The sequence below is a fragment of the Agrobacterium sp. 22-3639C2 genome (assembly GCF_053522105.1).
The window spans coordinates 35,732-53,191 of record NZ_JBNWDB010000001.1; the positions used below are offsets into that span (position 1 = coordinate 35,732).

At 59.7% G+C, this 17,460-nt stretch carries 17 protein-coding genes; 12 read left to right on the forward strand and 5 right to left on the reverse strand.

The features are described from left to right. Window positions 1-222 precede the first annotated feature (222 nt). The 8 genes from ACQZ6D_RS00185 (at window position 223) to recO (ending at window position 6,174) form a co-directional block, all read left to right on the forward strand. Window positions 223-801 (forward strand): DUF2062 domain-containing protein, encoded by a 579-nt coding sequence (locus ACQZ6D_RS00185; protein ID WP_065704830.1) that lies wholly within the window; start codon window positions 223-225, stop codon window positions 799-801. Beyond that, entirely contained in the window at window positions 798-1,202 is a 405-nt protein-coding gene (acpS, locus tag ACQZ6D_RS00190) for a holo-ACP synthase (RefSeq protein WP_003512241.1), read from the forward strand. Before ACQZ6D_RS00185 ends, acpS begins: the two co-directional genes overlap by 4 nt. Before the next feature lie 211 nt (window positions 1,203-1,413). Beyond that, entirely contained in the window at window positions 1,414-2,160 is a 747-nt protein-coding gene (gene lepB, locus ACQZ6D_RS00195; RefSeq protein WP_003512243.1) for a signal peptidase I, read from the forward strand. After that, window positions 2,157-2,870 carry a ribonuclease III gene (gene rnc, locus ACQZ6D_RS00200; RefSeq protein ID WP_003512245.1) on the forward strand — a complete coding sequence of 238 codons (714 nt, stop codon included), beginning with the start codon at window positions 2,157-2,159 and terminating at the stop codon, window positions 2,868-2,870. Before lepB ends, rnc begins: the two co-directional genes overlap by 4 nt. 83 nt (window positions 2,871-2,953) lie before the next feature. After that, complete coding sequence (gene era / locus ACQZ6D_RS00205; protein ID WP_013635798.1) at window positions 2,954-3,904, forward strand: GTPase Era; 951 nt, start codon at window positions 2,954-2,956, stop codon at window positions 3,902-3,904. Between the two features lie 182 nt (window positions 3,905-4,086). After that, complete coding sequence (locus tag ACQZ6D_RS00210) at window positions 4,087-4,839, forward strand: Crp/Fnr family transcriptional regulator (protein ID WP_003512249.1); 753 nt, start codon at window positions 4,087-4,089, stop codon at window positions 4,837-4,839. Window positions 4,840-4,975: 136 nt separating this feature from the next. Continuing rightward, window positions 4,976-5,353, forward strand: a complete 378-nt coding sequence (locus ACQZ6D_RS00215; protein WP_025592901.1) for a response regulator — start codon at window positions 4,976-4,978, stop codon at window positions 5,351-5,353. Between the two features lie 56 nt (window positions 5,354-5,409). Continuing rightward, window positions 5,410-6,174, forward strand: a complete 765-nt coding sequence (recO, locus tag ACQZ6D_RS00220; protein WP_003512253.1) for a DNA repair protein RecO — start codon at window positions 5,410-5,412, stop codon at window positions 6,172-6,174. 2 nt (window positions 6,175-6,176) lie between these two features. On the opposite strand, the gene ACQZ6D_RS00225 is transcribed toward recO, so the two are convergent. Continuing rightward, window positions 6,177-7,391, reverse strand: coding sequence for an MFS transporter (locus ACQZ6D_RS00225; protein WP_111789340.1), 1,215 nt, complete (start codon window positions 7,389-7,391; stop codon window positions 6,177-6,179). Between the two features lie 176 nt (window positions 7,392-7,567). Between ACQZ6D_RS00225 and ACQZ6D_RS00230 the strand changes: the two genes are divergently transcribed. Next, entirely contained in the window at window positions 7,568-8,302 is a 735-nt protein-coding gene (locus ACQZ6D_RS00230) for a class I SAM-dependent methyltransferase (RefSeq protein ID WP_065661182.1), read from the forward strand. A gap of 31 nt (window positions 8,303-8,333) precedes the next feature. On the opposite strand, the gene ACQZ6D_RS00235 is transcribed toward ACQZ6D_RS00230, so the two are convergent. The 4 genes from ACQZ6D_RS00235 to ACQZ6D_RS00250 form a co-directional block, all read right to left on the reverse strand. Then, window positions 8,334-9,176: an MOSC domain-containing protein gene (locus ACQZ6D_RS00235; protein WP_038490464.1), complete on the reverse strand. Its 843-nt coding sequence runs from the start codon at window positions 9,174-9,176 to the stop codon at window positions 8,334-8,336. Window positions 9,177-9,186: 10 nt separating this feature from the next. Then, complete coding sequence (locus ACQZ6D_RS00240) at window positions 9,187-9,831, reverse strand: HD domain-containing protein (RefSeq protein ID WP_097102068.1); 645 nt, start codon at window positions 9,829-9,831, stop codon at window positions 9,187-9,189. Further along, window positions 9,828-12,599: a DUF2339 domain-containing protein gene (locus ACQZ6D_RS00245; RefSeq protein ID WP_065704826.1), complete on the reverse strand. Its 2,772-nt coding sequence runs from the start codon at window positions 12,597-12,599 to the stop codon at window positions 9,828-9,830. The genes ACQZ6D_RS00240 and ACQZ6D_RS00245 overlap by 4 nt, the downstream gene beginning before the upstream one ends. A 241-nt stretch (window positions 12,600-12,840) precedes the next feature. Beyond that, window positions 12,841-14,394 carry a VOC family protein gene (locus ACQZ6D_RS00250; protein WP_065704998.1) on the reverse strand — a complete coding sequence of 518 codons (1,554 nt, stop codon included), beginning with the start codon at window positions 14,392-14,394 and terminating at the stop codon, window positions 12,841-12,843. A gap of 292 nt (window positions 14,395-14,686) precedes the next feature. Here ACQZ6D_RS00250 and ACQZ6D_RS00255 point away from each other — a divergent pair, with 292 nt between their 5' ends. The 3 genes from ACQZ6D_RS00255 (at window position 14,687) to ACQZ6D_RS00265 (ending at window position 17,422) form a co-directional block, all read left to right on the forward strand. Further along, entirely contained in the window at window positions 14,687-15,730 is a 1,044-nt protein-coding gene (locus ACQZ6D_RS00255) for an ABC transporter substrate-binding protein (RefSeq protein ID WP_065704825.1), read from the forward strand. Window positions 15,731-15,818: 88 nt separating this feature from the next. Next, a complete protein-coding gene (locus ACQZ6D_RS00260) occupies window positions 15,819-16,607 on the forward strand; it encodes an ABC transporter ATP-binding protein (protein WP_065704823.1) in 789 nt (262 codons plus the stop codon). After that, window positions 16,604-17,422 (forward strand): ABC transporter permease, encoded by an 819-nt coding sequence (locus ACQZ6D_RS00265; protein WP_003512280.1) that lies wholly within the window; start codon window positions 16,604-16,606, stop codon window positions 17,420-17,422. Before ACQZ6D_RS00260 ends, ACQZ6D_RS00265 begins: the two co-directional genes overlap by 4 nt. The last annotated feature ends 38 nt before the right edge of the window (window positions 17,423-17,460 follow it).

Sequence of the window (17,460 nt, forward strand, 5' to 3'; positions counted from 1 at the left end):
TCTGATAACCTCGCATTCAATCAATCGTTTGCAAATCCTCGGGACAAGCCTGAGGATGACGTCAGAGTGTTCGGCAAGGTTCGTATACTCGGTGATGCCACGGGGTGTGGGCGGAATTCCAGCTAAAGGTCGGAATGACGGGGAAAATATGCCTGCAAAAGAAATCCCCGTGTCGTATACGATGCTCTTGGCTCAGCCGGGGCGATGAAATAGACTGCCCTCATGCCGTTTCGCCGCCGTGAACCCGTTGGTTTTTCAGATAAGATTCGTGACCTCTTTTGGCCGCGCACGGGTTTTACCCGTTCGCTGCGCTATATGAAGCTGCGTCTCCTGCGGTTGTCTGCGTCTCCGCATTCGATTGCCGCCGGTGTCGCGCTCGGTATCGGCGTGGCGTGGACACCGTTTCTCGGCGTGCATATCATTATCGCCATGGCGCTCGGTTTCCTCATGCGCGTCAATCTCGTCGCGGCAGCACTCGGCACCACCTTCGCCAATCCCCTGACATTTCCGTTCATCTGGGCGTCCACCTGGGAACTCGGGCATTTCCTGCTCGGACGACAGAAGGAGGCGGGGGGTGCGCATGTGGATTTCGTTGCGCTGTTCAGCCACCTCGAATTCCGGCAGATATGGAGGCCGGTGCTGGAACCCATGACCGTAGGTGCGCTTCTGCCCGCGGCCGTGAGCGCGGTCATCGCCTATATCACCGTCTATAGCCTCATCAGCGGTTTCCAGCGCCGCAAGATGGAAAATCTCGCGCATCGCGCCGCCAATAAAAACGCGTCTCTGGAGATGTTGAAATGATCCTTGGATTGGGCAGCGACCTGATCGATATCCGCCGCGTCGAACATTCGCTCACCCGTTTCGGTGAACGTTTCACGCACCGCTGTTTCACCGATATCGAGCGCGCCAAGTCCGATGGCCGCAAGAACCGCGCGGCATCCTACGCCAAGCGTTTCGCCGCCAAGGAAGCCTGTTCAAAGGCGCTCGGAACCGGCCTTGCGAACGGCGTTTTCTGGAAGGACATGGGGGTCGTCAATCTGCCGGGCGGCAAGCCGACCATGGCGCTCACCAACGGTGCCGCAGAAAGGCTGGCGGCGATGCTGCCCGCCGGTCACCGCGCCAATATCCATCTGACCATCACGGACGATTACCCTTACGCTCAGGCATTTGTGATTATCGAGGCGCTTCCCGTGAGCGACTGAGACCGGCGGCTGCCGCATTGGCGGCCTATTTGCAGGCGTATGACAGAAGCGCTTCCCTTCCGGCTGGAAAGGTTCTAGAGAAGTCGCAGAAATATGAAAGCGTCGCTGGCTGCGTGAAAAATTGCTTCACCCCGCCGCAGTCGCGAGCAACAACGGCCCGGACGCCTCCGTCAAATCGCAGGAACCGGTAAACAATCAGGCAGGTCTTTAAGTGTCCGAAAAAGCTGAAAAGAAGCAGAACGCCCTCTGGGAAAACGTCAAGGTCATCATTCAGGCGCTGCTGCTGGCCATGGTCATCCGCACCGTGCTGTTTCAGCCCTTCACGATCCCTTCAGGTTCGATGATGCCGACGCTGCTGGTAGGCGACTATCTTTTCGTCAACAAGTTCTCCTACGGCTATTCGAAATATTCGCTGCCCTTTTCGCCGAACCTGTTTTCCGGCCGTATCCTCGAATTCAGCAAGCCCAAGCGTGGCGATGTCGTGGTCTTCCGCCTGCCGCCCAATCCTGAAGTCGATTACATCAAGCGTCTCGTCGGCTTGCCCGGTGACCGCATCCAGGTGACGAACGGCGTGCTGTTCATCAACGGCCAGCCGGTTCCGAAGCAGCCTGATGGCACCTTCACCTCCGATTACCGTGCCGATCCGGGCGCCAATGTACCGGTGTTCCGCGAAACGCTCGATAATGGCGTCACCTTCGACACGCTCGACCAGTCGCCCGATTCGCGCGGCGACAACACCCGCGAATTCCTGGTGCCGGAAGGCCATTATTTCATGATGGGCGATAATCGCGACAACTCGCTCGACAGCCGTTTCGATGTCGGTTTCGTGCCGGAAGAAAACCTGATCGGCCGCGCCAGCGTCATCTTCTTCTCGCTGGGCAATGACACGCCGTTCAGCCGCATTTGGGACTGGCCGTCCAACATGCGCTGGGACCGTCTCTTCAAGGTTGTGGGATGAGCAAGACCAAGCCGCTGTCGATTGCGGAGATTTCCCGTCTCGAAGCGTTGATCGGATATGAATTCAAGGAAAAGGCCCGGCTCGACCGGGCCTTGACCCATGCGAGTGCCCGTTCCGCTGCGGCGGGCAATTACGAGCGGCTGGAGTTTTTGGGCGACCGCGTTCTCGGCCTTTGTGTTGCCGAGCTGTTGTTCTCCACCTTCCGCAACGCCAGCGAAGGGGAGCTTTCGGTTCGCCTCAACCAGCTTGTCAGCGCCGAATCCTGCGCCGCTATCGGCGACGAAATGGGCCTGCATAATTTCATTCGCACCGGATCGGATGTGAAGAAGCTGACCGGCAAGGCGATGCTGAACGTGCGCGCCGATGTGGTCGAAAGCCTGATCGCCACTCTCTATCTGGATGGTGGTCTGGAAGCATCCCGCAAGTTCATTCTGAAATACTGGCAGGGCCGCGCAACGCGCGTGGATGCCGGACGGCGCGATGCCAAGACTGAATTGCAGGAATGGGCGCATGCCAGATTTGCGGTTACGCCCGCTTATCGGGTTGACGATCGCTCCGGACCGGATCACGATCCTAGCTTCACCGTGACGGTGGAAATTCCCGGCGTGAAGCCGGAAACCGGCGTCGAGCGTTCCAAGCGCGCAGCCGAACAGGTGGCAGCAACCAGATTGCTGGAACGCGAAGGCGTCTGGCAGAAAAGCTCCACCTAGAACTGAGCGCCCGAAAGATAGTGGCGCTAAAATCGAGCGCATGGCGAACCTTGTGGCCGCATGTTGAATACCTCAGACCTTGAATGGATATCATGACCGATCACGAAAACCCCGCCGTTGCCGGCGAAGACATCGCCCTTCCGACCCGCTCCGGCTTCGTGGCCCTCATCGGCCCGACCAATGCCGGCAAGTCGACGCTGGTCAACAGGCTGGTGGGTGCAAAAGTTTCGATCGTCAGCCACAAGGTACAGACGACGCGCGCGGTGATGCGCGGCATCGCCATTCACAAAAATGCGCAGATTGTTTTCATGGACACGCCCGGCATCTTCAAGCCGCGCCGCAGGCTCGACCGCGCCATGGTCACTTCGGCCTGGGGCGGAGCGAAGGATGCGGATCTCATCCTGCTGCTGATCGACAGCGAACGCGGCCTGAAGGGTGACGCGGAAGCGATTCTCGAGGGGCTGAAGGATGTTCCGCAGAAGAAAATCCTCTGCCTCAACAAGATCGACCAGGTGAAGCGCGAAGACCTGCTGAAGCTTGCTGCCGCCGCCAATGAGCACGTGACCTTCGACCGGACCTTCATGATTTCGGCCACCAACGGCTCGGGCTGCGAAGACCTTATGGATTATCTGGTCGATACCCTGCCGGAAGGTCCGTGGTATTATCCGGAAGACCAGATTTCCGATCTGCCGATGCGCCAGCTCGCCGCCGAAATCACCCGCGAGAAGCTGTTCCTGCGTCTGCATCAGGAGCTTCCCTACGCCTCGCATGTTGAGACGGAGAAGTGGGAAGAGCGCAAGGACGGCTCCGTGCGCATCGAGCAGGTGATCTATGTCGAGCGCGACAGCCAGAAGAAGATCGCTCTCGGCAAGAACGGCGACGCGATCAAGGCGATCTCCACCGCCTCGCGCAAGGAACTGTCTGAAATCCTCGAACAGCCGGTCCACCTCTTCCTGTTCGTCAAGGTTCGCGAAAACTGGGGCGACGACCCCGAACGTTTCCGCGAAATGGGCCTGGAATTTCCGCGGGGATAAGGCACATCCGGTTCCTCCCACATTCCTGTGACAGGCACAGGAATGTGGATGTGCCGGCCGGAAACGGAACGACACACAACGAACATTCTGAATATCTTCAACCTTTTATCGGGAACCGAATGCATTCGGGTGGGTTGTTCCAAAACGATTGGGCGCAACCTTTTTTTCGATGATGGATATTCATGTCGCCAAAAAAACCGAACGGAATTTCCACCACCCCGTGTCAGCACTGTCCCTTGCGCGACCTGCCGCATTTCAGGGACTTTTCCTCTTCCGAACTGGATTTCGTCTCCCGTTTCAAGACAGGGGAACTGGCGGTCGAAAGCGGTTCCGTCATTTTGATGGAAGGGTCGCACAGCGCCCATCTCTACACTGTCCTTCAAGGCTGGGCTTTCCGTTATAAAACACTGGAAGACGGCAGGCGGCAGATCCTCAATTATGTCATGCCAGGCGATCTAGTCGGCCTGCAGGGCACGGTCATGGGGGAAATGCAGCATTCGGTGGAGGCGCTGTCGCCGGTGACATTGTGTGTCTTCGAGCGCTCGCGACTCAACAACCTCTTCACCGATCATCCGACCCTTGCCTATGACCTGACGTGGATTGCAGCAAGCGAGGAGCGCATGCTCGACAACCACTTGCTCAGCATCGGCCGACGCACAGCAATCGAGCGTGCTGCCTACCTCATCGCGTTCCTTTACAGCAAGGCAAAGGCGGTTAATCTCGTGCAGGGTGAAACGCCGATCCCGGTAACCCAGCAGCACGTTGCCGATACGCTCGGCCTCTCCATCGTCCACACCAACAAGACCTTGAGAAAGCTTGTCGATCGCGGTCTGATTCGCTGGACGGACAAGGGCTGTCTGGTGCTGGACGATGCCGGACTGAGCCATGTTGCCGGTTGGCAAAACGATGAAAAGCGGCCAAGACCCTTCATCTGATCTTTTTTCGACATGTCTTTTTTAAATGACGTTGGGTCCGTAATTTGCGAACTCTGTCGACATGGCGCTTGAAAATCACATTGGCGACAGCGGCGCAAATCCGTCTGGTTCCCTTCACGTTGAAAGAAGAAGAAACATGGTGCCACAACGCTGCATCATCGTTGAAGATGAATATCTGGTGGCGCTTGACGTCGAGGCGGTTCTCCAGTCCATCGGCGTTGAAACCATCACGATTGCGACGACACTTGCGCAGGCACAGGACGCATTAGGGCGGGATGGCGCCGATTGCGTGCTTCTCGACGTCAGCCTTTCCGACGGCAAGAGTTACGATTTTGCCCGCCACCTGCGCGATCACGGAATTCCCTTCGGTTTCGTCAGCGGTTATGGCGACACGAGTGGTTTCCCCGAAGATCTCGTGCATGCGCCCCTGCTGGGCAAGCCTTTCGGTGAAAACGAAATCGCCGATTTCGTGACGACGCTCGTTGCTGCGGCGCGCGACACCGTAAAAGAATAACGTTTCGCCGTCAGATCGGTTATGATCGGGCTTGAATCGGAATTCGGACAGATTTCATGCAGTGGCAGGACGAGGCAATCATTCTCGGCGTAAAGCGTCATGGCGAGACCAGCGTCATCGCCGAGGTGATGACCCGTTTGCGCGGCCGCCATCTGGGTATGGTGCGCGGCGGGCGCTCCCGCAGCATGCAGCCGGTGCTGCAGGCGGGAAACCGGGTGGATGTGATCTGGCGGGCGCGGCTTGACGACCATCTCGGCGAATTCCGCATTGAGCCTTTGCAGTTGCGGGCAGCGCAATTGATGGAAACGGCAACCGCCGTTTATGGCGTGCAGGCCATGGGCGCGCTGCTGCGACTTCTGCCGGAGCGTGACCCGCATCCGCATCTCTATCAGGCGCTCGACGTCATTCTCGACAATCTCCACGATCCTGTTGATGCCGGGGAACTGTTCGTGCGTTTCGAGCTGGCGGTGCTGAACGATCTTGGTTTCGGTCTCGATCTCACGGAATGCGCGGCAACGGGCCTGCGCACCGATCTTATCTATGTATCGCCCAAAACGGGCAGGGCGGTCTGTAGTACGGCGGGGGCGCCCTATGCGGCGCGTATGCTTTCGCTTCCCGCTTTCCTGAGCGAAGGTCAGTCGAAGGCGGCCGACCGCGACAGCCTCGCGGCAGCCTTTCGCCTGACCGGCCATTTTCTCCACCGGCATGTCTATGATCCGCGCGGCCTCAATGAAAACGCCGCCCGCGACGGTTTCGTGCAGGCGGCGTTGAAGGCACTGGAGCGCAAGGCGGTGCTGCCTGCGCTCGATAAGGCGGTATAGCCTCAGGCCATTGCTGGCCGAGGTGCGGGTCGTTCCTGAATAGGCCAATGCACGATGGCCGCAAAAATACCCATGCCGACGCCGAGCCACCAGACGAGATCGTAGGAGCCGAGCTTGTCGTAAAGGAAGCCGCCGAGCCAGACGCCGAGGAACGAGCCAATCTGATGCGACAGGAATACGACGCCACCCAGCATGCCGAGATGGCGCGTGCCGAACATGATCGCCACCAGCGCATTGGTCGGCGGCACGGTGGAAAGCCACAGGATGCCCATCACGGCTGCGAAGATGATGACCGAAAGCGGCGTTTGCGGCAGAAGCAGGAAAGCCGTGACGGCGATTGAGCGGGCGATATAGATATAGGCCAGCAGATAGGGTTTCGAGTAACGCTGGGCAATGACGCCGGCGGCCAGCGATCCGATGATGTTAAAGAAGCCGATCAGCGCCATGGCGATGACCGCATAGCGGGGTTCGATGCCGATATCGCCGAGATAGGCCGGAAAATGCGCGGTGATGAAGGCCACCTGAAAACCGCAGACGAAAAAGCCGGTGGTCAAAAGCAGATAGCTCTTGTGGCCGAGCGCTTCTCTTAGCGCCTCGCCTGCCGTCTGCTTGAATTGCGTCTGCGACTGGCTGCCGGACGAGGAATTGCCACGCATCGGATAGGCCAGCAGTGGCACCAGCATCATCATTACGGCAAGCCAGACGAGACTGTCCGACCAGCCATAGGTGGAAATCAGGCCCTGGCTGATTGGCGCAAACAGGAACATGCCCGCCGATCCCGCCGCGGTGCCGATGCCGAAGGCAAGCGAGCGTTGCTGCGGCGTAACATGCCGCGCGAAGGCCGAAAGAATGACGCTGAACGAACCAGCTGCAATGCCAAGCCCGACAAGCACGCCACCACCGAAATGCAGCCAGAAGGGCGAAGTGCCGAAGGACATGCAGATGAGGCCAGCCGCATAGAGAATGCCGGAAAGCACGAGCACACGGCCGGTGCCGAATTTATCGGCGATGGCGCCGAAGAATGGCTGGCCTAGACCCCAGAACAGGTTCTGCAACGCCATGGCAAGCCCGAAGGTGGAGCGGTCCCAGCCGGTATCGGCCAGCATGGGTAGCTGGAAAAAGCCCATCGCCGAGCGTGGCCCGAAGGTCATGACCGCGATCAGCGACCCGGCGACGATGATCGCCCAGGGCATGGTTTGGCGTGTGGCTTGCGACATGAAACTCTCCCGATGCAGCACCTCGCCCCGTGGGACGCTGTGCCGCAAAATTCCCCTTTGATGAGAGGAATATTATCTTTTGCAAGGCTGCCCCACTAGCAACTTTTCTTGACGGCACTATTCGTGCGATTGATGAGACACTCAGGTGAAATGCCATCGGGCAAGGTGAGGCAACGATGAAGCAGAATATTTACGACGACCCGCAGTTTTTCGAGCGCTACAGCGCCATGCCACGCTCTCTGGAGGGGCTGCGTCAGGCGGGCGAATGGCATGAGCTGCGCGCCATGTTGCCAACGCTGAAAGACAAGACCGTTCTTGATCTCGGTTGCGGTTTTGGCTGGCATTGCCGCCACGCCGTAGAGCAGGGCGCGGCGCATGTCGTCGGGGTCGATCTGTCGGAAAATATGCTGCGCCGCGCCGCCGAGATAAACGGCGGCCCCGGCATCGAATATCGCCGCGCCGCGATCGAGGACATCGATTTTGCGCCTGAAAGCTTCGATCTGGTACTGAGCTCACTCGCTCTGCACTACGTCCGCGACCTCGATACGGTATTCGCGAGAGTTTTCTCCGTGTTGAAATCCGGCGGCGACTTTGTCTTTTCCATCGAGCATCCCGTGTTCACGGCGCTGGACAAACAGGACTGGTTCTACGGCGAAGATGGCGAAATACTGCACTGGCCGCTCGATAACTATCAGAACGAGGGCGTGCGCCATTCCAACTGGATGGCGGATGATGTCGTCAAATATCACCGCACGGTGTCAGGCATTCTCAACGCCCTGCTGACTTCAGGCTTTGCGATCACGCGGCTCGCGGAACCGAGGCCCGATCCCGCCCTGCTGGCGGAGCGGCCGGAGATGAAACACGAAGACCGCCGTCCGATTTTCCTGATCGTCGGTGCGAAGAAGCCTTGATACGAGATCGTGAGATGCATCGCCCGGCAGCTTAACGCCTCTTGATCGCCCAGCCGTCCGGCCGTTCCTCGACTACCTTTGCCACATCGCCAACAGCTAGCCTGCCTTTGCCGCGCGGTGTGACATTCCAGCCGAAGAGCGGGCCGGGCACGCGCCGGTCGCCGGACATGCGGATGCGGCCCATGGCCTTCATGGGGGAAGGTACATCGCGCGAGCCGGTGATCTGGTCCTGTGTCGTCATGATGCAGCGGGCGCAGGGCTTGACGAGGTCGAAACGGATGCCGCCGATCTCGATCGCCGCCCAGCGATCCTCCGCCCACGGCTCGTCCGTTTCCAGCACGATATTGGGCCGGAACCGCTCCATGCCAACGGCGTCCTCGCCATTTGCACGCATATTGTCGTTTAGGGCTGCAAGTGAAGCGGTGGTGGTGACGAGGATCTGGTAACCGTCCGCAAAGGTGACGGGCGTTTCGTTGCCGGTCCATTCAAGGCTCGCGATGCGTTTTGCGATGTCATCGAAGAACACCAGCTTCACCTCGCGCCCAAGCCACTCAGACAATGTGTCGTTGGTTTCGCTATCGGCGATATTGGCGCTGACGATCGATTTCCACACAGCCACATCCATGCGCTGCCCGGAAGGCCTGGCGAAAATCTCGCCACCTGCTTCCCGCGAAAGCACCATGCCGCCATCCGCGTGCTGTGCCAGAACCGTGGCAATATCAGGCAATTCGCGCTGGGTGATGAAGTGGCCCGAAGGGTCGGTCAGCATGGCGCGCCGGTCGCCCGGCAGGCCTTCCGCCGAAACATCGCTTTTCGAGAGGACAATGCCGCGCGCGCTTTTCAGCGGGTAGATGTTGAGTTCGGTCACACGCATTCAGGTCTCCTCAGATTTCGTCGAGAAACAGGTCCAGCACCTGTTTCAGCCGCTCATGGCGGGCCTTTGCCAGTTCTCGCCCGGTTTCGGTGCGGAAACCATCCGCAAGCTTGAACAGCTTGGTTTCGAAATGGTCGATGGCAAAGGCGCGATCATCAAGCGGACGGTCCTTTGCCAGCGGATCGGCCGGGTCGTAGAGCGCAGAACCCATGCGCCCGGCAATATAAAAGCAACGCGCAGCACCCACCATGCCGATGGCGTCCAGCCGGTCGGCATCCTGAAGGATCTTTGCCTCCAGCGTCTGCGGCTCGATATTGGCGGAAAAACTATGTGTGGTGATGGCATGCGCGGCGGCGTCAATATCGGCCTGACGCCAGCCAAGCCCGGCCAGAATGCCGGAGGCTTTTTCCGCCGCAAGGCGTGAGGCCTGCGCGCGAAGCGGCGAGTTCTTCTCCACCGCCACGCAATCATGCAAAAGCACGCTGGCCGCAAGCACCGTGCCATCGCCGCCTTCGCCCGCATGGATGCGCATGGCGTTGCGGAAGACGCGGTGGATATGGGCAAGATCGTGCGAGCCGTCGCCCGCATCGGCGGCATGCGGGATAAGGTCCTGCGCAAGCGCCGCATAGGGCGCAAAAGCCTCAGCCGGGATCATGTCTTCGGCTGCCGGGTGAGGATTTTCTGATAGAACAGACCGATGCCGATCAGCACGGCGCCAAGCCCGATGAAGGACAGCGCCCGCAGCACGCCCTCAAGATTGCTCATGTCGATCAGGAATGCCTTGGCGACGGAGATCAGCACGAAGGCGGCGGATGCCAGACGCAGACTGCGGGCATTGAAGCGCGAACCGACGATGAGCAGCAATACGCCGATCAACAGCCAGACCACCGAGTAGCTGTAGGTCTCGCCCTGCAGGAAGCCTTTCCAGTTGGCAATGTTTTCACCCTGCCAGAAACGGCGGACCGAAAGCGTGGCCCAGGCAAAGCCGAGTGCGGCACCCGCCACGGCCAGCAGGCTGACATAGGCTGCAGGCCGCTTGCCGCGTGCGTAGTAGGCAAGGCCGCCATAGGCAAGCGCCGGCAGCAGGTAACCGATCAGCAGCAGGTTGAGGAACGGGATGCGGCCGGTATTTTCGCCGGTGAAATAGGGGTTCAGCGTGAAGAAATGCATCACCAGCACGTTGATGACGGCGATAACGCCTGCAATCATCGAGCCGTAACGGAACACGGGGCTGGGGCTCTTCAAATCGAGCGTCATCAGTACGCCTGAAAAACCGATGGTCAGCAGCGTATAGATCGACTGTTCGCCAAGCGTCGGCACGCTTTCGTCCAGTGTGCCGCCATTCATCGCATGGCGGATGAGGATTGCGACCGCCAGCAGGCCCATCAGGCTGGCGATGGCCTGCAGGAAGTTCTTTGCCCGGAAGCCCGGCCAGTCGCGCAGCATCCAGGCGGAGACGATAGCTAGCAGCGCCGGAATGCCGTAACCCGGCAGAAGCGCGTTGAAGACCGGCGTGAGCCCAAGATTTTGCGGCCCGACGATGGTCGGCTCCCAAGCGATGCGGCCGAGAACGGCGACGCTTGCAATCGCCATGACCCAGGGCAGCACATCCCAGTTGCGCTGTCGGGTTGCCAGCACATAACCGAAACCGATGACGGAAAGCAGTATGGTTGTCGTAAGCCCCTCAGTCAGCGTGTGCAGGCTTAGCGCGAATGCGGCAAAGGAGCCGAGCACGAGGATGTTGAGCGGCTTGCGATAGGCCTCGTTGTTTTGTCGGTGCAGCCATTCGGCAGCGGCGATCAGCAGGAAACCGAGGCCGAGGCCATAGGCTGCATGCAGCCAGTCACGACCGAGATTTCCATATTCGACGAAGCTCGCGGTTCCGAGCCAGACCGGGAAGAGAGCTGCAATCCCCGCCCAGAGCTGGGCGAAATCCGGATCGTCCGCGCCCTTGCGTTTCAGGAAGGAAAAACCGCAGAGCAAAAGAATGGCGCCAAGACCAAGCGCCATGGCGATTTCAGCCATGTAGCCGGTTCGCACCGGCGGCAGCGCAATCGAGGTATCGTTGATGATGCCAATGAAATCGAGCCCGGAGCGAGACATCACCGAGACCGCAGCCTGCGCGCCAAGTGCTGCGATAATGGCGGGCCAGACCGCGTTGCGGCGGGAAGCACCAAGGGCAGCCAGCCCTGCGATGAGCGCTGAGACAATCACGGCCGGATGAAGGTCGATGCCGGCGCCGATGACGAGAAAGCTGAATGCCGGCAGGATCACGGCCATTGAGACGGTGAGATTGATGGCAAGCGACGGGCGCAGCAAAAGCCGCATGGCGCGAACGGCGCGCCGCCCGGAAGTTACGGTTTCTCCCGTTTCGGCAGGTGCTGCGTCGAAATAGCGTCCGGGCCAGAGGAAGATCGTACCCGCCAGCATGACGAGCAGCGCAAGGACCGGAGGTGCGGCACTGATCGTGTCGGCGATGGCGATATAGCCGAGCGCCCAGAGGCCGAGACCGGCATTGGCAAGCGAGGGAGCCACGGTCCAGCGCTGCCTGCGCGCAGCAGCTGCTGTCGCGAGCCAGGAGATCGTCAGGAAGATGAACAGCGCCCATACATCAGGCGTTTCGGTGGCGATCAGCGCAGGCGTCAGCATAGAGCCCAAAAGGCCAAGACCGGCGAGCGCCTGCCCGTGCAGAAGTGAAAGGCCAATAGTGGCGAAGGCGACAAGCCCGAGCAGGATGAAAGCGGTGGTGGGGCTTATGTAGTCGTAAATGCCGTAGGCGGCATAGATAACGCCGAACAGCGTCAGTGCACCTGCTGCCGTCAGCACGCCAGGTATCATGGCGTTGGAATAGGTGGTGGCGATACCAGGTACGGCCCTGCGGCGGATCGCCTCGCCGGCAAGACCGAGACCGAGGCCGAAAATGGCGGCGAGCGAAAGCCGCACGGCCGGGCTCAGGAGCCCAGACTCGATCGAATATTTGATCAGGAAAATGCCGCCGAGCGCCAGCGCCAGCCCACCTGCCCACACTGCCCAGCGTGCGCCCAGCAGACTTTCGAAGCTTTCCTTCGGGGCTGACGCGGATGCGGCCTCAGTGGAAAGCGCACTTGTCTCTTCCGCGCTGGCAAGGTTCTCCGCCGGCGCCATGGCCGCGGCCACTTCGGTTTCGGACGGATATTCCGTTTCGACGAACTCGTCTTCCGGCAAAGCCCGATCTTCTTCTTCCGCCCTGAAATCCGGGTTTTCCGCGGCTGCATCCGCCTCCGTCTGTGCGGCAAGAGGAGAGGCCGCCCCGGTGGCCATCAGCCGCTTCAGGCCGTTAACCTCACGCTCCAGCGACTTGATGCGGCTTGAATTGCGGATGCTTGCGACCAGCGTATAGATGAAGGCTGCGATGACGGCGAGGATGAGAAACGGGATTTCCAAACAGACTCTCCAATTACTAAGCTGTTTTTAAAGCCGTTTTGGCGAATTTATGCAAGGCTTGGTTGAGGGATGCGGGAGGTTGCCGTTTGTTTCTTCTGCCCGCCGGGGAGACGGTGGCCCGAAGGGTCGGATGAGGGGAAAACGTTGCCCAATCTCACGGCCTTTGCCCCTTATACCGCTGCCGTGGCTTTCTGCCCGGCGGGGGAGAACAAACCACGAGGCAACGCAGTATCGTCAGATGTCACGTCGCAAGCCAGTGCCGTGCCGCTTCGATATCGGCAAACCCAAGATCGTGACCGTCATCGATCATTTGCACTTCTGCCCGCGCGCCGCCGGCCACAAGCCTGCCTTGCACATCTGCCGCTCTGTCGCGATATTTGTCGCGTTCTCCGGCTACGAGCAGGAAGTTGCGTCCGGTAAGATCACTTTCCGGCCATCTATCGAGAATCGGCAACGGGCGGTAAAGCAGCGCATCCCCGGCAAGCTCCGGGTAGAGTGCCGCAAAGGCCGCATAGAAATTCGCGCCGTTGGAATGGCCGATGAAGCGCAGTTTCGAACGATCCAGACCATAGGACCGAATGGCGCCGTCAATGAAGGCGGCAAAGGCTTCCGCTTCCGAGACGATATCCTTCTGGTCGAAGCTGAAATCGGGCAGACGCCGGAACCAACGGGCGATGTCTTCCTCCGTGCTGCGGCCACGGACGCCGAGAAGCGTGGCGCCCGGAGCAGCCCGGTGCGCCAGCGGCATCAGGCTGGTTTCACTGCCGCCGGAACCGTGCAGCAGGATGATGGTGCTGCCATCCGGCTTTTCGGGCGTATAGAAGCGATGCACGAAGGGCAGGTCGCGATAGACGATACGTTCTTCGCCCGGCATCGAAAATTGCGGCAGCGCAACGCGCACATCCGCTTCGTCCTTCATGAAGAGTGGCGGGATGAACAAATTTTCGCCGAGTGCCTCCAGCGGTTCGTCCACGGTCATGCCGGGAGCGTCGGTCGCCATTTCAATCAGCACGCCGCCCGGTTCGCGGACATAAAGCGAGTGGAAATATTTTCGGTCGTGGGCATTCGTCGTGCTGGAGTTCAGCGATTTCAGCTCGGCCAGAACCGCGTTCAACTCCTCCAGATCCTTCGCGCGGAAAGCGATGTGGTCAACAGTGCCGGTGCCCGGGGCGCTGGACCAAAAGCCGGTCGCGTCGCGCACGTCGATGATGTCGCCGCTTTGCGATACGAGCCGGCGGATCGCGCCCGTCTGGCTTTCCTGCCGGTATCCGAAATATCTTGTGAGGAACGCCACGGTTTCTTCCGGCACCTCGCTCAGCATCGTCGCGCCATAAATCCGGCGAATGGCGTCTTCTGCCGGGATGTCGTTTGTCACATGCGGCGTGGCATCGGCGAAGGCGTTCGTGCCGACCAGCTTGACGATCAGGCCGTCAGGGTCTTTCAACCGGATGACAGGGGTTCCGAATTCGTCGGATGGGCCCTCCGCGCGGATGCCGAATTTCAGCGCGCGCGTCAGCCAGAAACCAATGCTGGCAGGGTCGATCGCCAGTGAAACTTCCAGCGTCTGGCCATAACCCACGCGGCCCTGCCCACCGTCTTCCCAGACGAGGAAGGTCAAAAGCGAGCCGGGCGAGGCGTTTCCATCGCCGTAAAGCAGGTGAAGCTGCATGGCATCTTCAAAACCGGCAGTGCGTTTGACGAGCCTTAAGCCCAGAAAGCCGGCGTAAAAATCGACATTCGCCTGCACCTTCCGGGTGATCATCGTGATGTGGTGTATGCCCAGTGCAGAATTCATCTTGCCGTCCCCGCCGTTTTGCCTGCTGTTTGTGGCCCTATTTGTCCCACGCTGCGCCTGATCCGCAACCCCGGCAAGTGAGAACGCTGTGTTCGCTGCGTGAACGATATTGCTGTCGCTTCGTTGCATGCGGGATGGGCAAAAATCGGGCTTTTTGCCCGCCGGCTGACCAGGAATGCCTTTAAAATAAGCATACAAAATAACGGCTATTTTGTATGCAATTTTATCTTGCCTTGATGGCTGGAATTGGGTCTTATGCAACCAATCCAACCATAACCATCAGGGGGAACAGATGATATTAACGCGTAGGTTGTTGTCGAGAGCTCTGGCCATTGCTGCAGTCGGTGCCGCTGCCGGGCTGTCGCTGCCGGTAACGAGCGCCCATGCCGAAACGCCGGTGAAATTCACGCTCGACTGGAAATTCGAGGGACCTGCCGCAGGTTTCCTCCTGGCGCTGGACAAGGGATACTTCAAGGCCGAAGGCCTCGACGTGACGATCGACAGCGGCAACGGCTCGGTGGAGGCTATTCCGCGCGTGGCAACCGGCGCTTACCAGATGGGTTTCGGCGACATCAATTCGGTGATCAAGTTCCTCGATGAGGATCCGAGCCAGAAGGTCAAGGCCGTTTACATGGTCTATGAACGCCCGACATTTGCCGTCGTCGGCCGCAAGTCGCTTGGTGTGACTGGCGACCCGAAGTCGCTGGAAGGCAAGAAGCTCGGCGCGCCACCGCCGGATGGCGCTTTTGCGCAATGGCCAGCCTTCAAGCAGGTCGCGGGGCTGGATGACAGCAAGATAAAGATCGAATCGATCGGCTTTCCGGTGCGTGAGCCAATGCTCGCCAAGGGCGATGTCGACGGCGTCTTCGGTTTTGCCTTTTCGGTGATCCTCAACCTGAAAAAACAGGGCATTGCCGATGACGATATCTCGACCATCCTGATGGCCGAGCATGGCTTGAATCTTTATGGCAATGCCGTGCTGGTAAACACTGATTTTGCTGAGAAAAACCCTGATGCCGTCAAGGGTTTCCTCAAGGCGCTGGCCAAGGGCTTCGCCGATTCCGTCAAGACCCCTGAAGAGGGTGTGGCGGCCGTGCTCAAGCGTAACGAGACGCTCGACAGCGCGATTGAGCTGGAACGCCTCAACATGGCCAACAGCATGAACATCAAGACGCCCTATGTGGTGGAAAATGGCATGGGCGGCGTCGATCCGGCCCGGCTTGCTGCCTCCCTCGAGACCCTGAAAGTTTCCATGGGTCTGAAAGGTAACGTCAAGGCAGAGCAGGTCTTCGACGCGGCTTACCTGCCGCCCAAGGAAGAGCGCATGCTTCCCTGATTGATGTCACGGCGACCGCCCGGATCGCTTGCCGGTCCGGGCGGTTTGCAATTTTTAAATAGCATGGGGGGCTGAAAAGGGGACTGCGATGTCACATCTCGTGGAAATAGACAATGTCGACATGCGTTACGGCGGGGCGGCCGGAACGCTGGCTGTATCCGGCCTCAACCTGGCGGTCGACAAGGGGGAATTCGCTGCTGTCGTCGGCCCGTCGGGTTGCGGCAAGTCGACCCTGATGAAGCTGGTAACGGGGCTGCACATTCCGCAAAAGGGCAATGTTATCGTGGCCGGTCGGCAGGTCACGGAACCCGTGTCCATTGTCGGCATGGCGTTTCAGAACCCGACGATGCTGCCCTGGCGCACGACGCTCGAAAATATCCTGCTGCCGCTGGAGATCGTCGAGAAACACCGCCGGCGTCTGCGCGCGCATAAGGCCGAATATGTCGCCAAAGCCGAACGCCTGCTGGAAATCGTCGGCCTCAAAGGCTTCGGCTCGAAATTCCCCTGGCAGCTTTCCGGCGGCATGCAGCAGCGCGCCAATCTCTGCCGCGCATTGATCCACGAGCCGGACCTTCTCATGCTGGATGAGCCCTTCGGCGCGCTCGATGCCTTTACCCGTGAGGAACTGTGGTGCGTCATCCGCGATCTGCATACGGCGCAGCGGGTTACCATCATTCTGGTGACGCACGATCTGCGCGAAGCGACCTTTCTCGCCGACAAGATTTTCGTGATGAGTGCAAGGCCGGGCCGCGTTCTGGCGGAGCACCGCGTGCCTTTTGCGCGGCCGCGCCAGCTGGATATCATGTATGACAAGGGTTTCAACGACATGGTGCAGGAACTGCATGGCGAGATAGCGCAGGCGAGGGTGGCGGCATGAGTGCGTTTGTGGAAAGCAGCATGGCAACCGCGCCGTCGAAACCGCTGATCGCCCGGGTCAACTGGGTGAAGGCCGCCCCCTGGCTCTATACGCTGGCGCTGTTTGCAATGTGGGAATTGCTGGTTTACGCGCTGAAAATGCCGCCAACCATTCTGCCGTCGCCCGTGCGTGTGGGGCAGGCCATCGTGCAATATTGGTCGCCGATCTGGAAGAACTCACTGCAGACGCTCTATACCACCACGCTCGGTTTTGCGATTGCCGTCGCGGCGGGTCTCGCCATCGGCCTCTTTATCGGCTGGTCGAAAACCATCTATGCCGGGCTTTATCCGCTGATGATCGGTTTTAATGCCATCCCCAAAGTGGCGCTGGTGCCGATCCTCGTCATCTGGTTCGGCATCGGCACTGTTCCTGCGGTTCTGACTGCGTTCCTGATTTCCTTCTTCCCCATCGTCGTCAACGTCGCGACCGGTCTGGCCACCATCGAGCCGGAAACGGAGGACGTGCTGCGCGCACTTGGCGCCAGGAAGATGGATATCATGCTGAAGGTCGGCATTCCGCGCTCCATGCCTTACTTCTTCGGCTCGCTGAAAATCGCCATCACGCTCGCCTTCGTCGGCTCGGTCGTATCGGAAACCGTCGCCTCCAATTATGGCCTCGGTAATATGATGAGTTCGGCGCAAAGCCAATTCAACGTCCCACTGGTCTTTGCCGGTCTGTTGATGCTCGCCGTGGAAGGTATCGTCATGTATGCGATCATGGCCTGGCTCGAAAAGCGCATGACCGGCTGGGCGCATCGCTCGACCATGGGGCAGTAAGCGGGGAAAGGGCCGTATCAACTCGCATTGGTTGCCTT

Bases quoted from the DNA above. Each gene is read 5' to 3' on its own strand.
- ACQZ6D_RS00185 (WP_065704830.1), top strand. From the start codon at position 223: ATGCCGTTTCGCCGCCGTGAACCCGTTGGTTTTTCAGATAAGATTCGT.
- acpS (WP_003512241.1), top strand. From the start codon at position 798: ATGATCCTTGGATTGGGCAGCGACCTGATCGATATCCGCCGCGTCGAA.
- rnc (WP_003512245.1), top strand. From the start codon at position 2,157: ATGAGCAAGACCAAGCCGCTGTCGATTGCGGAGATTTCCCGTCTCGAA.
- era (WP_013635798.1), top strand. From the start codon at position 2,954: ATGGATATCATGACCGATCACGAAAACCCCGCCGTTGCCGGCGAAGAC.
- ACQZ6D_RS00210 (WP_003512249.1), top strand. From the start codon at position 4,087: ATGTCGCCAAAAAAACCGAACGGAATTTCCACCACCCCGTGTCAGCAC.
- ACQZ6D_RS00215 (WP_025592901.1), top strand. From the start codon at position 4,976: ATGGTGCCACAACGCTGCATCATCGTTGAAGATGAATATCTGGTGGCG.
- recO (WP_003512253.1), top strand. From the start codon at position 5,410: ATGCAGTGGCAGGACGAGGCAATCATTCTCGGCGTAAAGCGTCATGGC.
- ACQZ6D_RS00225 (WP_111789340.1), bottom strand. From the start codon at position 7,391: ATGTCGCAAGCCACACGCCAAACCATGCCCTGGGCGATCATCGTCGCC.
- ACQZ6D_RS00230 (WP_065661182.1), top strand. From the start codon at position 7,568: ATGAAGCAGAATATTTACGACGACCCGCAGTTTTTCGAGCGCTACAGC.
- ACQZ6D_RS00235 (WP_038490464.1), bottom strand. From the start codon at position 9,176: ATGCGTGTGACCGAACTCAACATCTACCCGCTGAAAAGCGCGCGCGGC.
- ACQZ6D_RS00240 (WP_097102068.1), bottom strand. From the start codon at position 9,831: ATGATCCCGGCTGAGGCTTTTGCGCCCTATGCGGCGCTTGCGCAGGAC.
- ACQZ6D_RS00250 (WP_065704998.1), bottom strand. From the start codon at position 14,394: ATGAATTCTGCACTGGGCATACACCACATCACGATGATCACCCGGAAG.
- ACQZ6D_RS00255 (WP_065704825.1), top strand. From the start codon at position 14,687: ATGATATTAACGCGTAGGTTGTTGTCGAGAGCTCTGGCCATTGCTGCA.
- ACQZ6D_RS00260 (WP_065704823.1), top strand. From the start codon at position 15,819: ATGTCACATCTCGTGGAAATAGACAATGTCGACATGCGTTACGGCGGG.
- ACQZ6D_RS00265 (WP_003512280.1), top strand. From the start codon at position 16,604: ATGAGTGCGTTTGTGGAAAGCAGCATGGCAACCGCGCCGTCGAAACCG.